This window comes from Coleofasciculaceae cyanobacterium (assembly GCA_036703275.1).
Taxonomy (GTDB): Bacteria; Cyanobacteriota; Cyanobacteriia; order Cyanobacteriales; family Xenococcaceae; genus Waterburya.
In genome coordinates this window covers 239,070-258,251 of sequence record DATNPK010000111.1, presented here as the reverse complement: position 1 = coordinate 258,251, position 19,182 = coordinate 239,070, and the positions used below count along the sequence as shown (strand labels likewise).

The following is a 19,182-nucleotide window of genomic DNA, read 5'->3' as shown; positions in this document are numbered from 1 at the left end:
CAATCAAGCAAGAAGGTTAACTTGTTTCCCTCCTAAACCAAAAGCTTGATGAACTGCCTTAAGAGCTTTTACCCCCTCTGCTTCATCAATGACACAGCTGATTTTAATTTCTGAGGTGGTAATCATTTGAATGTTAATCTTTTCTTGGGAAAGAGCTGCAAAAAACTTAGCAGCTACCCCTGGATGCCCAATCATTCCTGCGCCAACTACACTTAGTTTAGAGATCGCCTTATCTGCTGAAACTTGACCACAGCCAATTTGCCGATCGAGTTTCGCAATCAGTTTACAGGCTAAATCCACGTCTGGCTCGGTAACGGTAAAAGCAATATCGCGGGTAGGAACGTGATTAATAATATGACAACGTTGAGATTGAATAATTGCGTCTACGCTGATGTTGTTCTTGGCTAGCAGGGTAAAAATTTGTGCTGCCATACCTGGAGTATCTGGTACATGGCGAATCGCAATTCTTGCCTGATTAGTATCGAGGGCAACACCTCTAACGGGGGGTTGTTTCCCCCGATATTGGCTTTGAGTAATTTCTTTTTGCGAACTGAGATCCACATCAAAGGCTTGGGACAGTAAATGTAGGGCGCGATCGCATTCAGTCTCATCAATCACGCAGCTTACCTTGACTTCGGAAGTAGAAATCATCTGGATGTTGATGTTCGCATCTGCTAGAGTCTTAAACATTCTAGCGGCAATACCAGGACGACCAATCATCCCAGCACCAGAAATTGCTACTTTAGCAATGTGACGATCTATGATTACCTCTGCTTCATCGGCTGCCGTGGGGTGAGTCCGCAGGGAGGGAGCGATCGCTTCGGCTACAGATGATGCCGCCTGTAAAACACGGTTAACTACAGTAAAGGCAATATCATTGGTGTTTCCCTCATGAATCGATTGAATAATTAGGTCTACGTCAATATTTTGCTTTGATATTTCGCCAAATAAGCTAGCCGCTACCCCAGGAAAATCTGGTACCCGCAATAAAGCAATTTTCGCCTGATCGCGATCGACCTCTACGCCATCAACTGGTTTGGCAATTTCCATACCCTGTAAAGAACGCGGTTGGGGTAAACGAGAAACTACTTTAGTGCCAGGGCGATCGCTCCAACTCGATAAAACCACCAAAGGCATTCCGTAATTGCGGGCGATTTCTACGGCACGGGGATGCAATACCTTAGCTCCCAAACTAGCCAGCTCTAACATCTCGTCGGCAGTGATCTCAGACATGAGTTGCGCCGAAGGCACAAGACGCGGATCTGTAGTGAGAATTCCTGGAACATCAGTATAAATTTCACAGCGATCTGCTTTAAGAGAAGCAGCCAACGCCACCGCCGAAGTATCCGAACCACCTCTACCCAAAGTAGTAATTTCTAGATTTTCAGTATTGCTAACTCCCTGAAACCCCGCTACCACTACGACCTCTCCCTTATTCAGATGCCTTTCAAGACGATCTGTACATACCTGTAAAATTCTCGCCCGACTATGTTCTGCTTCGGTGACAATGCCTACCTGGGCTCCTGTCAATGAAATTGCTGGTTGTCCCAACTCTTGTAACGCCATGCTCAAAAGAGCGATCGTTACCTGCTCTCCCGTAGACAGCAGCATATCCATTTCTCGACGGCAGGGACTAGTAGATATCTCGTTAGCCAGCTTAACCAAAGTATCCGTGGTTTTGCCCATTGCCGAGACAACTACTACCAAGCTATTTCCTTGCTGTACAGTCTTGCGTATTCTGTTAGCTACAGCCTGAATCCGCTCTACTGAACCAACAGATGTACCACCGTATTTTTGAACAACTAACGCCATAATCTTTATTTCAATCCCACCAGAGGCATCGCTTATATTATCAGTTATTAGCCCCAAGTCGCCAGTGATTTGTCAAAGCTTATTTTCCAGTATTGGTAATTTGACTTGGTTAAAACAAACCGATCGAACCTAAATCTCAAAGGTTGCTTTTTGGCTAACTCATATACCAAAATTTGGAAAAAATACAGTGAGCAGATTTATTTTAGGTATAAATTACAGCTCAGCTTACAAAATAGACATACTGGGCGAATCAATTTTAGGTTGAATATCCGAATGCCAAATCTGACCATCTAGTGCCATCTGCTCAATTAAACTAGCTAAACGTAAAGCTTTGAGAGCTTGCTCTCCTCCCACGGAAGGGCGTTCTCCACCACGAATACAGTTAACAAAATGCTCGATCTCAGCATGAATCGGTTCAACATTGTTGGTATAAACTTTTTCAGTAATACCATCTTGTTTGTAAAATATCTGCTGTTCTGCTGGCAAGTTGGTTTGCTGATGGCGATGAATCAGAATTTCATTTTTTAAGAAATCCGTCTCAATTAAGGATTTTTGGCAATGCGCTGCCAGACAACGAATTTTGCGATGAGTCACCTTGGAAGCAATCAAAGTTGCCACGACACCATTAGCAAAACCGAGATTTGCCGTCACGTAGTCTAAATTTCCCGAATTACTTGAGGTGCTACCGCTAGCAGTCAGCTTGACCACTGAGGAAGCTGATAGTTCTAACAACAGGTCAATATCGTGAATCATTAAATCCAAAACAACAGAAACATCGTTGGCACGGTCAGAATATGGGCTAAGACGTCGTGCTTCGAGAGCAAGAATGTTTTCAGTTTGAATAACTTTACTTAATTCTCTAAAAGCAGGATTAAATCTTTCAATATGGCCCACCTGTAAAATACATCCAGTCTCCGCTGCCAAATTGACTAAAGATTCCGCTTCAGCGATCGAGGCTGCAATTGGCTTTTCAATTAAAAGATGAACTCCAGCCTGAAGACAGCGGACTCCTACCTCATGATGAAGTTTAGTCGGAACCGCAATACAAACTGCGTCAACCGAAGCCAGCATATCCTCATAACTCTCATAAAAGTGAGTCTGATATTGACTAGCAATTTCAATCCCTCGTGCCAAGTTAATATCGGATACACCAATTAATTCGATGTCTTTAAGTAAACTAAGGATGCGAACATGGTGCTGTCCCATATTGCCAACACCAATAACTCCCATTTTCAATGGCTGCAACTGATTTTTGCTGTTGTTGGGCAATTTCCCTGATAAATTAGTTTGCACTTTTAAATAAACTCCTCCACCAATAAGTCGATTAGTATAACCGATATTTTGACTACCCTTAAGTCAATCAGATACTATCACAGAGACATCAAATGTAAATAACTTTACCTGAGTAACTACATAGTTAACTCGACGATGGTTCTAAACATTTGAATATATTTGAACATATTCTTTACAATATGCCCCAGTTGGATAGTTGAAAGGCATTAGCTTGTGGCGATTTGTTACCCGTCTATGTTCGGAGTAATTACAGATGGCATAAGAATCTTTTAATGTTAGCCTTTACAACAAACAAGTTTTTGAGGAGTGTCTGAAAAAATGAGTAGTCTAAAAATAAATATTAGGCTTAGTTTGCTATGGTCAAGCTTAAGTCTAATTAGCTTTGCAGCTCAACCAGCATTAGCAGAATCAATTAATAATCATCAGACTAATATCGATCGCGATCGCGTTACGCTATCCCAATTTAAGCTTATTTCGACTCAAGCCCAAGATTTATTGCTGCCGTCCTCTAACAGTAGTTTTACAAATATCACTTTGCCAACCTATCAGCTTGTTCAAAGAGAATTAAATTTAGAAAAATTTTGCCAAAACTATCCTTATAATTCTCAATGTTCTGGGACTACACCATCTAATGAACCCAGATTGCAAGAGCGATCGCCTATTTCAGTTCCCCAGACACCTCCAGCACCAACTGAAAGTCAGGACATCGTTAGCCAACAAAAAAGCGGGTGGGCAATTGCTCCAGAGGTAAGCAGTTTGGGTTTAGGTGGTCATGTGGTGAGAAAAATTACTCCCAATTTTAACGCTAGGATTGGGGTTAATGCTTTTAAACTGGGTATAAATATCGAAGAGACAGATTTTGATTATGAAGGCGACTTAAATCTGTTTAATGTTTCTAGTTTAATTGACGTTCATCCTTTTAGAAGTTCAGGATTTAGAATCAGTGGCGGTTTGATTGTTGGGAATAATAATATTGAAGGAACGGCAGATGTCTCAGAGCAAGTTGCTGATGGACTTGGCGAAGTCGAAGTTTTTGGGCAGCCAATTGATATTAGACAACTGATTGTTGATAGTGAATTAGCGACTATAGATACTGATATTGATATCAATAATAGTGTCTCGCCGTATTTGGGCATCGGAGGCGGGAATGCGGTGGGAGAAGACAAGGGATTAGGATTTTGGTGGAATTTGGGCGTGGTATTTGGCGGTTCTCCTGAAGTGGAAGTAACTAGCAATATTTCTGATGATCTTCCTGAGTCGCTGAGAGAAGAGGTTGAAACAGAAACCAACAGAATACTTGAAGATGAGGAACAAGATCTAGAAGATGAATTAGATTTTTTAAAAATTTATCCTGTTCTGTCGTTGGGGCTTTCTTATCAATTTTAGACACCAGTGATTTGTAGATTTTATAGTTACATGAAATAGAAAAAATAATGTGTCACAATTTTTCGTAAGGGCGTTTGTCCTTAAGGATTCCCGTGCATGGTATATCCGTAGGTGTCTATAGCGGATACACCTTCGGATATATCCGTTCAGGGACACCTTCGGACGATGCCCGTGCATGACTAGCTTCGCGTCGCGAAGCGAGTCCTTTAGGATAAGCTTCGCAAATGTGACCGAAGGGCGGAGTGCGGTTTATCCGTGAATCCGCGATTGGCTTTAGTATAAGCTCCGCGTCGCAATTACGCCCTTACAAAGTTCTATTTGTAGCAAACATTTAAGTATTTCATACTTAGATAGCTAAATCAGCAATCTTAATTCCATTACAAAACTTTGCGGCGGTGGTAATGCCAGTAGCTATTGCTTTAATCTGACAGTTATTACTTAATTGCGATTAATATTTTTCTTTTATATGACTGTTTCTCCCCACAAGAAAGCCAAAGCACTTAAATCTGGTAGTCGTCGCCCTGCTAAAGAACTTTGTAGTGAGTGTGGACTGTGTGATACTTACTATATTCACTATGTTAAAGATGCCTGTGCTTTTTTGAATCAACAAATCACTGAATTAGAAACACTGGCTCATGGGCGTAGCCGTAATTTGGCTAATGAAGACGATTGGTACTTTGGCGTCAGTCAAGAAATGCTCGCCGCTCGTAAGAAAAAACCGATTGAAGGGGCGCAGTGGACGGGAATTGTCAGCACGATCGCCTGTGAAATGTTAGAGCAGGGTTTGGTAGAAGGAGTTATATGTGTACAAAACACTGACGAAGATCGTTTCGCGCCCATGCCAATCATAGCGAGAACTTCTGAAGAAGTTTTGGCTGCCAAGGTTAATAAGCCGACTCTTTCCCCTAACTTGAATGTATTAGAGCAGATTGAGCGCTCAGGTATGAAACGTCTGTTGGTGATTGGTGTAGGCTGTCAGATTCAGGCATTGCGAGCCGTAGAACAGGAATTAGGCTTAGAAAAACTTTATGTTTTGGGTACGCCCTGCGTCGATAACGTTAGTCGTGAAGGATTACAGAAGTTTCTCGATACGACCAGCAGATCGCCTGAAACAGTTGTGCATTATGAATTTATGCAGGATTTTAGAATTCACTTTAAGCACGAAGATGGTTCGATTGAGAAAGTACCTTTTTTTGGTTTAAAGACTAATAAATTAAAAGATGTGTTTGCGCCTTCTTGTATGAGTTGCTTTGATTATGTCAATTCTCTAGCCGATTTGGTAGTGGGATATATGGGTGCGCCCTTTGGTTGGCAATGGATTGTGGTTCGTAATGAGACTGGCAAGCAAATGCTGGATCTGGTTCGAGAACAGTTAGACACCCAAGCAGTGATGTCCAAAGGCGATCGCCATCAGGCTGTACAGCAAAGCATTCCTGCTTACGATAAGGGTGTTACTCTGCCAATGTGGGCGGCAAAAATGATGGGAGTGGTAATTGAGCAAATTGGTCCTAAAGGTTTAGAATATGCTCGTTTTTCGATTGATTCTCACTTCACCCGCAACTATCTCAATTTGAAACGCAACTATCCCCAAAAGTTAGAAAAGCACGTTCCTGAGTATGCTAAAAAAATTGTCGGACAATACAAATTACCCGAATAGGCATTACTGCGCTTTTGAGCAGCGCGGTTGGATATGCTGACTCAGGTTCAGCATCCCCCGCGCTCAAATGAGTAGACCATAATAATAAAATTTAAAAAAGCTCTGAAGCTAATAGCCAACTAATTAAAAACGTAGTCTATTCAACTGAAAACGGCTGTAATTCAGCAATATTTTTCTCCCGCTTTTAATCTTTATCTAGAGCTACAGCTACAGCTTCATCGGCAGGCAACATTAATCGAGCAGGCCTAAATTTGCCATGACTATAATTGCCAGAGCCTATTCTAAATTAAAGCGATCGCTAAAAAAGGAATATTTAATCAAGTTGAATCAGCGCGTAGAGGTTTAAACTTTCAATTAAATGAGTTAAAACAACATATTAGGATGTAGACTGGGATATTTTGAAGTGATTTCAGGTCATTCGTTCCCTAAGTTTTTAATCCAGGGCTGGCGAATGAACGCATTGCGCGGTCAATTAAGATTCAGCGAACAATTATCCCCAACGTTATTCTAAGACCAATTTTGGTAGAGACTAAACCTATGGAAGATACTGCCCCAAATCAATCTGTAATCATTATGACGGGAATGCACCGTTCTGGTACTTCTTTAACCGCATCATTATTACAAAGTGCAGGAATTTATATTGGCGATCGCTTGATGGGTGAAAATACAGGTAACGCTAAGGGGCATTTTGAAGATTTAGATTTTGTGGAATTTCATCAAAGTGTTCTGCGCTCTCAGGATCTTAGCGTAGCCGGATGGACAGAGCAGAATAAAATTCAGGTTCAGCAACAGTATTTAGCTAAAGCTCAGAATTTGATTTCAGCTCGCCAGGATCGGGCTGTTTGGGGCTGGAAAGACCCCAGAACCACATTATTTTTAGATTTTTGGTCGCAGTTAATTCCTGATGCCAAATATATTTTTATTTATCGTTCACCTTGGGAAGTAATTGACTCGCTGTTTCGTCGCGGAGACGTGGTGTTTCGGGATCAACCCCATTTTGCTGTACAGCAGTGGTGTAACTACAGCCAGGCGGTTTTAGATTTTTATCAACGCCATTTAGATCGATCTCTGTTATTAGAAATTAGCAGCATCATTCAAAATTCTGAGCTGGTTGATTTAATTCAGCAGAAATTTGGCATAGAATTGCGATCGCCAGAATCACTTTACGAGCCAACTTTATTTACCGTTGACAAAAATGCTGATTATCGCAAGGCTTTAATTAGCCAGTTTTTTCCTCAAGCTATAGATATATACAATCGACTCGAACAACAGGCAGATCGTAGTAGTCCTGTTTCACTAAAACAGCCAGCGGTTGAACTAACTGAATCTGGGATTTTACAAGACTGGATCGATCTCAAGCGAGCCTTAAGCGAAAAACGTACAGCAGAAAAGGAACTAACTCAAACCCAACAGCAGCTAGATTCGACCAACGCTGAACTAGCTCAAGCCCAACAGCAGCTAGATTCGACCAACGCTGAACTAACTCAAACCCAACAGCAGCTAGATTCGACCAACGCTGAACTAACTCAAACCCAACAGCAGCTAGATTCGACCAACGCTGAACTAACTCAAACACAACAGCAGCTATACGAAGCTCAAGATAAACTAAGTCAGTCTCAAAAACAGCTACAGATAGCTCAAATGCAAACAGAGCAATTAAAGCTTTTAGTCGTGGCGATGGAAAGTAGCAAGTTTTGGAAGTTAAGAAGATGGTGGTTCGATGTCAGGCAAAAGACTAATCTGGCAGGAGTAGATATCCTATACCAAAACTATCTAATCTCGCAAAATCAACTGCCAACCCTAGAGCAAGCTGCTATGGTGAATGTCGATCGCGAGATTCCTGTGAGTGATAATCTTCAATATCAAAAGTGGTTGGAGCGTAATTATCCCAAATCTGCCGATATAAAAAAAATTAAGCAAGCTAGCCTAACTAAGGCTTATCAGCCTCTAATTAGCTTAATCGTGCCAGTCTACAATCCTGATGAAGATTTTTTACGTCAGGCGATCGAGTCAGTTTTAGAACAGGCTTATCCTAATTGGGAACTGTGTTTAGCTGATGACTGCTCTAGCCAACCTCACGTTAAGTCGATCTTGGCAGAATATGCTCAACAAGACGAGCGGATTAAAGTGATCTATCGCGCTGAAAATGGTCATATTTGCCGTACCTCAAATTCTGCTTTGGAACTGGCAACAGGAGAATACATTGCTCTATTAGACCACGATGATTTATTACCGCCTCATGCTTTAGCTAAGGTAGTTGAGTTACTCAACGAGCATCCTGAAGCAGATTTTATTTATTCCGATGAAGATAAGATTGACGAGCAGAACATCCATAAAGATCCGTTTTTTAAGCCAGATTGGTGTCCCGATTCATTTTTAGCGCGGATGTATACTTGTCACTTAGGAATATATCGGCGATCGCTAGTTACGGAGGTAGGGAACTTTCGCATTGGGTTTGAAGGTAGCCAAGATTACGATTTGGTGCTGCGAATTACGGAAAAAACCGCTCAAATCTATCACATTCCTGATGTTCTCTATCACTGGCGGATTCATCGACAATCTACTGCTGCCACCGCCGATGCCAAACCTTATGCTGCTAATGCGGCTCAAAAAGCCCTGATCGAAGCTATGAAACGTCGGAAAGAGCCAGGCAAAGTCACTACTCGGTCTAATTTCCCAGGAGTATACACGGTACGCTATCAAATTAAAGAGCCTAAGCTGGTTAGCATTATTATTCCTACCAAAGATTTAGCTGACACTTTAGATGTATGTTTAAAGTCGATTTTTACCAAGACTACCTATCCTAACTATGAGGTAGTGGTTATCGATAATGGCAGTACTGAAAATAAAACTACTCGCTGCTTTGAATCCTGGCAACAGCAAGAGCCTGAGCGTTTTAGATGTTATTCCTATAACGTGCCGTTTAACTATTCGCAAATTAATAACTATGCAGTAGAAAAAGCCCAGGGAGACTATTTACTGTTTCTCAATAACGATACGGAGGTCATTACCACAGACTGGTTAGAAGGAATGGTAGAACAGGTTCAAAGACCATCTATCGGTGCGGTAGGCAGTCTGTTGCTTTATCCTGATGATACGATTCAGCACGCGGGAGTAGTTTTGGGTATTGGTGGTGTAGCAGGACATAGCCATAAGCATCTGCACGTTTCTCAACCTGGATATATTTCTCAGGCAGCTTCAACTAATAACTACTCAGCAGTAACAGCGGCTTGTTTAATGTGCCGACGAGAAGTTTTTGAAGCCGTGGGTGGCTTTGAAACCGAACTGGCGATCGCTTTTAATGATGTGGATCTATGTCTAAAAATTGCTAGTCGTGGCTATCGCAATGTATGTCTTTCCCATGTAGTTTTATATCACTATGAATCAAAAAGTCGAGGCTATGAAAATACTCCTGCTAAACAGGCTCGCTTTGCCCAAGAAGTGAACTATATGAGAGAAAAATGGCAGCAACTGTGCGATCGCGATCCTTGCTATAACCCCAATTTAACTAAAAGCAATGAAAACTATAGCCTAAACATCTAATCAATTTATTTATGACCACCAGCATTACTAATAAGCATGTAAGAAATCGGCTCATTGTCCTCGTAATAGGCTTGCTGTTTTTAGGCTTCTGTTTATTAACTATCTTGCCTTGGGCGCCTACGGGGTTTAGATACGATCTCGATCAGTCTTGGGCAAGTGCGTTTCATGTTGCCTTTGCCAAGCAGATTCAATTTGGACAAAATTTTATTTATACCTATGGTCCCTATGGATTTTTGCGAACCGATCTCTATTTTGCCGAAACTTATGGCTATGCTTTTGTTTTTCGCTTACTGATTGCGATCGCAGTCTGGGCAGGATTATTTAAAATCATGCGATATTGCCTCGCGCGTCGCCAGGGATCGGCTCTTTTCTTGATTCCTATCTTAGGTTTTTTTCCTAATCCCGCGGTGACGATGGATTCTTTTCAGTTTCCCCTCCTGGTTTTGCCTTTGGTACTTTACTTTTATGTAAGCAAGAGTATCAGTCCTGTTTTGGTCTTAACCATCATGACGGCTTCGTTGGCAAGCTTAACTAAGCATACTTATCTGCTGCTTTGTATCGTGTTTATTAGCTTAATTACCGTTGATGAATTGGGAAGATTAAAACGCTTTCCCCAAGTCGCGCCAATTTATCTAGTTTGCCTCTGGTTGTTTTGGACACTTGCTGCCCAAGACGTGGCTAATTTTCCTGCCTATATCTTCAATGGCTTAGAGATTGTTAGCGGCTTTAGTGAGGTTATGGGCTTTGAAGGAAACCTGAAAGAAATAATTCTCTATCTTTTTGGCACAGGCATCTTTCTGCTGTTAGTCGTCACAGTTGAATGGAAAAATCGCCGCTGGTGGGGAATCTTGCCTACTTTGGGACTAGCAGCATTTTTATTGATTAACTTTAAAGGTGCATTCACCCGCCATGATTCTCACGCCTTACAGGCTTTGTTTAGTAATGTTCCTGTAATGTTAATCTTTACCGCCGTACTTTGGCCAGATATTAGTAAAAGTAGTTGGCGCATCGGCAACAAAATTAAATTACCTATCACTTTGTTTTGGGGTACGAGCGTCTCGGTAATTTTGATTATGGGTGCAATTATGCTGAATCACTATCTGAACTACGGTTATGCTGCATATAGTTTGAATATCCTGAAGCACCTTGCCAACCAAGTCCCGCAGGTAATCAGAGTCTTGAATGGTAAAGGAAATTTTTTGGCGATCGCCGAAACCAGCAAAGCACAAGTCAGGTCAGAAAATATTTTAGCGCCAGTATCAGGAACAGTAGATCTTTATGCCAATGAAATAGCCAATATTTTTGCTTATGATTTAACTTATCAACCACGACCAGTTATCCAAAGTTTTTCTGCCTACACGAGTAAGTTAGCTCGGCTAAATGCTGAACATTTAAAACAACCCGACGCAGCCGAAAATATTTTGTTCGATCTTCAACCAATTGATGGACATCTAGCTAGTTTTGAAGATGGTCTTTCTTGGCCAGAGATCTTGACTCGTTACGACATTACTAATATCGAAGGTCGCTATCTGATTCTGCAACGTAATTCTCAACCCCGTCAATATCAGTTTGAACCGATTACCGAGCAGGTTACTCTTGGTTTTAATGAATGGTTCGATGTTCCCAAGACTCAAGAGCCGATTTGGGGAAAAATTGAACTTCACCCCAACCTTCTAGGAAAATTAGCAACTGCCGCTTTAAGATTACCTGTGCTATACCTAGAAGTCGAAACTGCCGACGGTATCCAAACAAAATATCGGACGATTGGAGATGTGATGAATGAAGGTTTTTTACTCTCACCAATACTGACTAATCGTTGGGATTTTCTGGATCTAGCTTCTTCAGACTGGCAATCAAGATTAGCCAGCAAAGAAGTAGTCAAATTTCGGATTATCGTCGATGGTTTAAATTCATCGCTTTATCCCCCAGAGTATCAATTTAGTCTTAGCAAGCTACAGTTCCCGCGACAAGATTTTGCTCAAGTCTCAGGCTGGCAAGATTGGAGCCAGCAAATTAGACCTCTGGCTGTGGAGGGATCGCCACAAAGAACTCCGATTGATGGTCAGCAGTTCGTCTGGTTGTCTCACGCGCCAATGAAGACATCGATCGCGCTACAAGGTACAGAGCAACGTTTATCCTTTAAATTTGGCATTTTAGACGAGGGCGTAGCATCAGCATTAAAAGAAAATGAGGGTGATGGAGTAGAATTTAAAATCATTGCTTTGACTGATGGGAGTGAAAATGTGTTATTTTCTCGTAAATTGCAGCCACGGAGCAACTCCCAAGATCGAGGTGTGCAGGAGGCAGAGATAGATCTAAGCCAAATTAGAGCCGAGAACCTGATCTTAGAAACTCTCGCTGGAAAAGATAATCAATGGGATTGGTCTTATTGGTCAGAATTAAAAGCCGAATAAATTATAGGTTTACAGTTGTTTTTTTGGTGTGAGATATGGGTTTGATTAAGAAGTTATTGCGGCAGCGAGCAGTAAAATTTCTCATTGGTGGTGGTGTAGCAGCCGCCTTCAATTTGATTTTGATTTTTGTTTTAATTGAATGGCTTGGTTTAGCAACTCCACTATTGCGTAACGTTGCCAATATTATTGCCATTGAACTATCTTTAGTTTTTAGCTTTTTTGTTTATCGTATTTGGGTTTGGCCAGGAGGTGTATGGCGGGCGAAACAAGTACTTTTTAAGCAGTTACCCCTCTATCATCTTTCCGCAGGAGCAGCAGTTTTACTACGTATTGTGATTGTATTTCCTCTGCTAGATCGACTGGGAGTTGACTATCGACTAAATACTGTAGTTGGAGTCTTGCTGAGTGCGGTGCTTAACTATTTAATTAGCGATCGCCTAGTATTTAACCACCAAGAAAGTGATCTTCATTATCCTGAAGGTTTAGAAAGTTCTCGACATCAAAAAAAACCTGGTAAACCAGCTAAAATTGCGCCTTCTGCGATCAATCTCTTTTCTATAGTTATTCCTGCCTACAATGAAGAGGGAAGCATTGCTAAAACTATTGAATCCTTGCGTCAAACCCTTGATGAAGCCAGCATACCCTACGAAATCTTGGTAGTTAATGATAATAGTCGCGATCGCACAGAAGCAATTTTACAGGACATTACGACCCATTGCGATCGAGTTCGCTATCTAAATAATTATTACCCCAATGGCTTTGGTTTTGCCGTGCGCTGTGGTATCGAAAACTTTGCTGGAGATGCAGTGGCGATCGTGATGGCAGATAGCTCTGATTCCCCTGATGACTTAGTAAAATACTATCACCAGTTACAAGAAGGATATGAGTGTGTCTTCGGTTCACGCTTTATTGGGGGAGCAAAGATTATTGATTATCCTGCTCACAAATTGACCATCAACCGCCTGGCAAATTTATTTATCAAGGTTTTGTTTGGGTTGAAATATAACGATACAACTAATGCTTTTAAAGCTTATCGTCGTGAAGTAATTGAGGGGATTTCTCCCTTGATTTCCCATCATTTCAACCTAACTGTAGAAATGCCCCTCAAGTCGATTATTCGCGGCTATTCTTACGTGACTATTCCTATTTCCTGGCGCAATCGTCAGACAGGTGTTTCTAAATTAAAGATCAAAGAAATGGGCAGTCGTTATTTATTTATTGTGCTGTATGCTTTGATTGAACAAACTCTTTCTAGAGGTGATTATGTTCGCTCGAAGCCAGCAACCAAGCTAAAAAATACGACCGCTAATTTAATTCAAAAGTAAGTTTATCAGTATAGAGCAACTTAATTAATTATTAATATTGGATTTAGGATGATTTGCCTTAAATCCTGCTTTATAAATGTCCATAGATGAACGCAGATGAACACAGATGATTTATCGATTGTGGTTTGTTAGTTGTTGTTTGTCAGAAATATGAAGCGAATTTTGTTTGGTTTGTTGGCTATAATATCTCCTTTATTCTTAGGATTTTTAGTCTGGCGATATAGCGTTAATGTTCCCTTTTGGGATCAATGGGATACCCCAGGAAAATTAATTGTTGAAGCTTCCCAGGGTAAATTAACTTGGGAACAGTTGATGCGCCAGCATAATGAGAGCCGAACTTTTTTTCCTAATTTAGTGTTTTTAAATTTGGCTCGGCTAACTAATTGGAATACCAGATTTGAAATGCTGGTAACTTTTTTATTAGCCTGTTTGGTGTCTTTTAATATTTATCGTTTGGGCAAGATTACGCTAAATAATCATTGGCAACATTTGATTTGTTTTTCCTTGGCTAATCTATGGATTTTTAGCCCGAAACAATATGAAAACTGGCTGTGGGGGTTTCAAGGTATTACTTTTATTTCGATCGCTGCTATTACTACTGCTTTGGTCGTTATTTTTTCTTCACTTCCCAGGATAATCAAGTTAATAGTTAGCTTGGTATTATCGGCGATCGCAACTTTTTCTTTTGCTAATGGTCTTTTATGCTGGATTATTATTTTTCCCGCTCTATTATTAAAATTGTTTCCCAAGAAAGTAAGCAAAATCTGGCTATTTTTTGGCTGGTTGACTATATTTAGTACTTTTTTTACTGTTTACCTACATGATTATCATCAACCTTCCCATTCACCCAGCCTGAGCCAAGTTATTACCCATCCTCTTTTGGCAGTTAATTATTATACGGCTTTACTGGGATCTCCTCTATTTTCTCAAAGCTTATTAGACAGTCAAATCAAAGGTGGGGTAATTTTAATTATTTTTACTTGTTTCTGCGGTTATTTATGGCGGCAGCGTCGAAATACTCAGCTGATTAATCAATCTTTTCCTTGGCTATTAATTGGATTTTATGTCTTATTAAGTGCAGGTTTGATCACTGCGGGAAGAATGAATTTGGGGACAGAATTTGCTTTGTCGTCTCGCTATATTACTTTTTCTACCTATTTACTAGTTACACTAATTTATTTATTTGCTATAGTTTTAAGTCATGTCAGACACAAGCTAATATTAGGCATTATAGCTACTTTACTAACAATCTTGTTGCTGCTTAGTTATAAAAACAGTTTGGCATTAGGAATTAATCTGTTTACTAAAACTCATTACCAAAGGGTTTATGGTAAAACCTGTTTGCTTACCATCAATGTTATTGAGGACAAAGAATGTATCGCCGAGTATATTTACCCTAACCCAAATAAATTGGCAAAACAAGCTCAAAAAATCAATCAACTTGGCTTATTGCAGCCAAAATTAATCCAAGATATTAACTGGCAAGACAATCAAAAACTCAGCCAAGAAAATTTATTAACCCACGGAGAATTTGCTAGTTTGACGCGAACTCAAGACGATAGCTATGTTGCTTCGGGGTGGGCATTTGCCTTATCCGATCGACCATCATTTGATGCGGTAATTTTAGCTTATCAAGTTTCTGAACAACCGCCGAAAGCTTTTGCGATCGCTCCATTAAACATGAAAACCAAAGATATTTTGGGACTACTACTCAATCGGAAAAGTATTAAACTCACCTGGGAAAAAACTTTTTCTACATTAGAATTTCCTCCCCCACAAAGTCGCATAACGGCCTGGGCTTTTGATACTAATGATGCGAAAGCTTATCCCCTAAAAAATACTCAAACTAATAAACATTACGATTAGCAAAAAAAATTTATGAGCGATCGCATTTTAATTTCAGGAGGTGCTGGTTTTGTAGGTAGTTCTTTGGCAATTGGTCTGAAAAAACTGCATCCCGACTGGCAGATAATTTGTCTTGATAATTTACGACGCAGAGGTTCTGAATTAAATCTATCTCGGTTTAAAGCATTAGGTATCGAGTTTGTTCACGGAGACGTGCGTTCTATTGACGATTTAGACCCTAATGTATTCAGTATTGACGTAATTATCGACTGCGCTGCTGAACCTTCGGTGTTAGCTGGACAAAGTTCACCCCAGTATGTTTTGCAAACCAATCTTCTAGGCACAATTAATTTATTGGAACTAGCTAGAAAAACTAATGCTGGTCTAATATTTTTGTCTACTAGTCGAGTCTACTCGATTGAGCCTTTATCTACCTTGAATATTGTCAAAAATGCTACAAGATTAGAACTAGCAGCGACTCAAACAATTTCTGGGGTTTCTTGGGCGGGAATTACGGAAGACTTTCCCGTAAATGGCTATCGATCTTTATATGGCTCAACTAAGCTCGCCTCAGAGCTATTAATTGCCGAATATCGCCAGACATATGGTCTTCAGGCAATTATCAACCGCTGTGGTGTTTTAACTGGCCCCTGGCAAATGGGTAAGGTAGACCAAGGAGTAGTAGTGTTATGGGTGGCGGCGCATTACTTTCAAAAATCTCTCAAATACATTGGTTATGGAGGAACAGGTAAACAGGTAAGAGACTTTTTGCATATTAAAGATTTATTGAGGCTGGTTAACTATCAATTAGAAAATTTCGCTCTGCTTGATGGAGATGTTCTCAATGTTGGTGGCGGTAGATCCAGCAATCTTTCTTTATTAGAAATGACTCAACTGTGCCAAGAGATTACAGGGAACAGAATTGATATTCAAGCAGTGGATGCCAACAGAGCCAGTGATATTCCTCTTTTTATTACGGATTGCGATCGCATTCAACAAAAAACTCAGTGGCAACCTGAAATTAAACCAGAACAAACCTTTAAAGATATTTATCACTGGATTGTTGCCCATGAAGATAGTTTATGTCCCATTTTGTCTTGATTTTAAGCATGGGTGACAAGTTAAGGCACTACGTTGTTTGTCAATCGGTTTTAAGCTCTAAGCTTTAAGCTTTTGAAATATTTTTCATGAACTTTAACTTTCTAAAAGCGATCGCTAATTAATTAATATTTGTGCTACAGATAGTGTTTAAAAATAAGTAAGACACTATCTGTAGTAGTTGACATCAATTTTTGCTTAACTTGTCACCAATGGCTATTAGCTATTAGCGCAGCGCGTACGCGGACGTGCCTCCAGGCACTAATCCTTTAGGGCAGATCGTCGTCTTACGACGACTGGCAAAGCTTTGCTTTGCGCAGCTACGAACCGAAGCATTTTGTACGTCATACATCAAATCACCAACGCCGAAAATTTAACTGGAGCGAGTTGGTCACGACAATTAACGAGCTTGATGCCATCGCAACTGCTGCCCAAACTGGAGATAAAACTAATCCAAACTCAGGTAATAAAATACCTGCTGCAATGGGAATAGCAAAAACATTGTAAGCCAAAGCCCAGAGTAAATTTTGCTTAATCTTGTGAACCGTAGCTTGACTCAGCTCAATTGATTTAATTACATCCTGAAGTTGATTTTGCATCAAGACAATATCAGCAGTAGCGATCGCTACATCTGTACCGCCCTGGAAAGATATCCCAACGTCGGCTTGAGCCAAGGCTGGGGCATCATTAATTCCGTCGCCAATCATCGCTACTGTTCGAGCCTGCTGTTGTAAAGACTGAATTACCTGAGCTTTTTCATCGGGCTTTACTTGTGAGAAAACCTCAGTAATATTCAGCTTTTTGGCGATCGCCTGAGCCACTTCTGGGCGATCGCCTGTAAGCAAAACAGTGTTTAAACCTAAAGCCTGTAATTGTTTAACAGTTTGAACTGCATCTGGGCGCAGGCTATCTTCTATAGCAATTAAACCTTGTAAGCTGCCTGAAACAGCTAAATAAATAATTGTTTTACCTGATTGAGCCAGAGATTGCGCCTTTAAATCATGGTGTTCGGGAATAGCAATTCCTTGGCTAGTCAGCCATTGATGATTACCTAAATCAACTTTTTCTCCTGCAACCTTAGCAGACATTCCCTGTCCAAGCGCATTATTAAACTCAGCAGTCTTTAGCAAAGCCAAATTTTGTGATTTTGCAGCAGTGGTAATTGCTTGAGCTAGAGGGTGATTGCTTCCACGTTCGACTGAGGCGGCTATCTGGAGTAACTTCTCGGAGGTAATATCGGTTAAAGAAATACATTCGGTAACACGAGGCTTGCCAATAGTTAACGTGCCTGTCTTATCAAAAACTACTGCATCTAATTTATGCACGCGTTCGAGAACATCGCCACCTTTGATTAAAATTCCTGATTCAGCACCAATGCTGGTACCAACTAAAATTGCCGTAGGAGTAGCTAAACCGAGGGCGCAAGGACAGGCAATTACTAGAACGGCGATCGCCAGTTTTAAACTGAGCAAAAGCGGAGAGGTCATTGTCACCATCTCATCAGCAGACATTGGCATAGAATGGGATGCAGTTACTAATACAGAATCCCAGACTTTTGTACCAATAAAATACCAGAATAAAAAAGTCAAACTGGCGATCGCCATTACACCGTAGGCAAAATAACCCGCGATCGTATCAGCTAGCTTTTGTACTGGTGCTTTACGAGTCTGAGCGTCTTCTACCAGGTTAATAATCTTAGCTAGGGTAGTATCTTGACCAATGCCAGTTACTTCAATAGTAATTACTCCTGAGCGATTAATCGTACCCGCACGAACCACATCAGATGCTGTCTTGGCTAATGCTATAGATTCCCCAGTTAACATTGCCTCATCGACAATTGCTTCTCCCTCAACTATAGTTCCATCCACGGGAATTTTTTCCCCTGATAAAACTCGTAACCATTCTCCAGGCTTGACTTGTTGTACGGGAATTTCTATCGTTTCAGCGTTGTCTTGCTTACCAACCAAACGAGCAATAGGTGGTTGCAAAGTAACCAGCTTTTCTAAAGCAGCGGAGGCGCGGTTACGGGCTTTTCCTTCTAAAGTACGCCCCAATAAGATAAAGCCCAGCAGCATTACTGGTTCATCAAAAAAACATTCCCAACCCAAACTAGGTAAAAATAGAGCAAAACAGCTAGCCAGGTAGGCGCTGCTCGTTCCTAAACCCACCAGGGTGTTCATATTAGGCATTCCTTGAGTCAGACTACGCCAGCCATCAATTAAAAGCGCTCGCCCTGGAATCAATAAAGTCAGCGTTGCCAAGGCAAAGTGAACCCAAATGTTACTGAGTACGGGGATGGTGGGTAACCCTAAATGATCTAGATGACCGATACTAGAAACAACTAATAATACCGTAGCGGTGATTAACTGCCTAACTTGCTGTTGAGATTGCTGCTGTCGTTTTGCTTGATTTGACTGAGCAATTTGATAAATACTGCGATCGCTTGTTCGTAACTGGGAAGGAAAGCCTGTTTTGGTCAACTTCTGGGCCAAAGCTTCTGGAGTGATGCTTTCGGCTTGATACTCTACTACTGCCACTTCCGTAATCAAGTTAACACAAGCTGATACTACCCCCATTTGCTCTAGCTGCCTCTCAACAGCTTTGACACAACCAGCACACTTCATCCCCCCCACATCAAGGGCAACTGTTTTTAGTTCGGATTGAGAATTGGGTATATTTGCTTGTTCTCGATCGGCAGGAGGTAGCAGAGACTTAACCATATAGCAAGTACTTTAAAAGATTATATATTTAAATCTTAGATCGATTGGTAGGTAAAAGAACTTAATTACTGATTACTGATTACTAAAAA

Annotated in this window: 10 protein-coding genes; 7 read left to right on the top strand and 3 right to left on the bottom strand. The window is 40.8% G+C overall.

The annotated features are described in order from the left end of the window. Positions 1-3: 3 nt before the first annotated feature. On the bottom strand, positions 4-1,812 hold the full coding sequence (locus V6C71_26140) for an aspartate kinase (GenBank protein HEY9771939.1): 1,809 nt from the start codon (positions 1,810-1,812) through the stop codon (positions 4-6). Between the two features lie 225 nt (positions 1,813-2,037). Then, complete coding sequence (locus V6C71_26135) at positions 2,038-3,105, bottom strand: Gfo/Idh/MocA family oxidoreductase (protein HEY9771938.1); 1,068 nt, start codon at positions 3,103-3,105, stop codon at positions 2,038-2,040. A gap of 318 nt (positions 3,106-3,423) precedes the next feature. Between V6C71_26135 and V6C71_26130 the strand changes: the two genes are divergently transcribed. The 7 genes from V6C71_26130 (at position 3,424) to V6C71_26100 (ending at position 16,376) form a co-directional block, all read left to right on the top strand. Beyond that, positions 3,424-4,491, top strand: a complete 1,068-nt coding sequence (locus V6C71_26130) for a hypothetical protein (protein ID HEY9771937.1) — start codon at positions 3,424-3,426, stop codon at positions 4,489-4,491. Between the two features lie 466 nt (positions 4,492-4,957). Beyond that, entirely contained in the window at positions 4,958-6,148 is a 1,191-nt protein-coding gene (locus V6C71_26125; protein HEY9771936.1) for a Coenzyme F420 hydrogenase/dehydrogenase, beta subunit C-terminal domain, read from the top strand. Positions 6,149-6,685: 537 nt separating this feature from the next. Beyond that, a complete protein-coding gene (locus tag V6C71_26120) occupies positions 6,686-9,691 on the top strand; it encodes a glycosyltransferase (protein HEY9771935.1) in 3,006 nt (1,001 codons plus the stop codon). An 11-nt stretch (positions 9,692-9,702) separates the two neighbouring features. Next, positions 9,703-12,105 (top strand): hypothetical protein, encoded by a 2,403-nt coding sequence (locus tag V6C71_26115; protein HEY9771934.1) that lies wholly within the window; start codon positions 9,703-9,705, stop codon positions 12,103-12,105. 35 nt (positions 12,106-12,140) lie between these two features. Beyond that, positions 12,141-13,430, top strand: a complete 1,290-nt coding sequence (locus V6C71_26110) for a glycosyltransferase (protein HEY9771933.1) — start codon at positions 12,141-12,143, stop codon at positions 13,428-13,430. A 150-nt stretch (positions 13,431-13,580) separates the two neighbouring features. Continuing rightward, on the top strand, positions 13,581-15,296 hold the full coding sequence (locus V6C71_26105) for a hypothetical protein (protein HEY9771932.1): 1,716 nt from the start codon (positions 13,581-13,583) through the stop codon (positions 15,294-15,296). 12 nt (positions 15,297-15,308) lie between these two features. Further along, on the top strand, positions 15,309-16,376 hold the full coding sequence (locus V6C71_26100; protein ID HEY9771931.1) for an NAD-dependent epimerase/dehydratase family protein: 1,068 nt from the start codon (positions 15,309-15,311) through the stop codon (positions 16,374-16,376). Positions 16,377-16,729: 353 nt separating this feature from the next. On the opposite strand, the gene V6C71_26095 is transcribed toward V6C71_26100, so the two are convergent. Then, positions 16,730-19,093 carry a heavy metal translocating P-type ATPase gene (locus V6C71_26095; GenBank protein ID HEY9771930.1) on the bottom strand — a complete coding sequence of 788 codons (2,364 nt, stop codon included), beginning with the start codon at positions 19,091-19,093 and terminating at the stop codon, positions 16,730-16,732. Positions 19,094-19,182 lie beyond the last annotated feature (89 nt).

Excerpts from the sequence above, each read along its gene's own strand:
- V6C71_26120 (HEY9771935.1), top strand. The coding sequence starts at position 6,686 with ATGGAAGATACTGCCCCAAATCAATCTGTAATCATTATGACGGGAATG.
- V6C71_26130 (HEY9771937.1), top strand. The coding sequence starts at position 3,424 with ATGAGTAGTCTAAAAATAAATATTAGGCTTAGTTTGCTATGGTCAAGC.
- V6C71_26140 (HEY9771939.1), bottom strand. The coding sequence starts at position 1,812 with ATGGCGTTAGTTGTTCAAAAATACGGTGGTACATCTGTTGGTTCAGTA.
- V6C71_26095 (HEY9771930.1), bottom strand. The coding sequence starts at position 19,093 with ATGGTTAAGTCTCTGCTACCTCCTGCCGATCGAGAACAAGCAAATATA.
- V6C71_26100 (HEY9771931.1), top strand. The coding sequence starts at position 15,309 with ATGAGCGATCGCATTTTAATTTCAGGAGGTGCTGGTTTTGTAGGTAGT.
- V6C71_26125 (HEY9771936.1), top strand. The coding sequence starts at position 4,958 with ATGACTGTTTCTCCCCACAAGAAAGCCAAAGCACTTAAATCTGGTAGT.
- V6C71_26105 (HEY9771932.1), top strand. The coding sequence starts at position 13,581 with ATGAAGCGAATTTTGTTTGGTTTGTTGGCTATAATATCTCCTTTATTC.
- V6C71_26115 (HEY9771934.1), top strand. The coding sequence starts at position 9,703 with ATGACCACCAGCATTACTAATAAGCATGTAAGAAATCGGCTCATTGTC.
- V6C71_26110 (HEY9771933.1), top strand. The coding sequence starts at position 12,141 with ATGGGTTTGATTAAGAAGTTATTGCGGCAGCGAGCAGTAAAATTTCTC.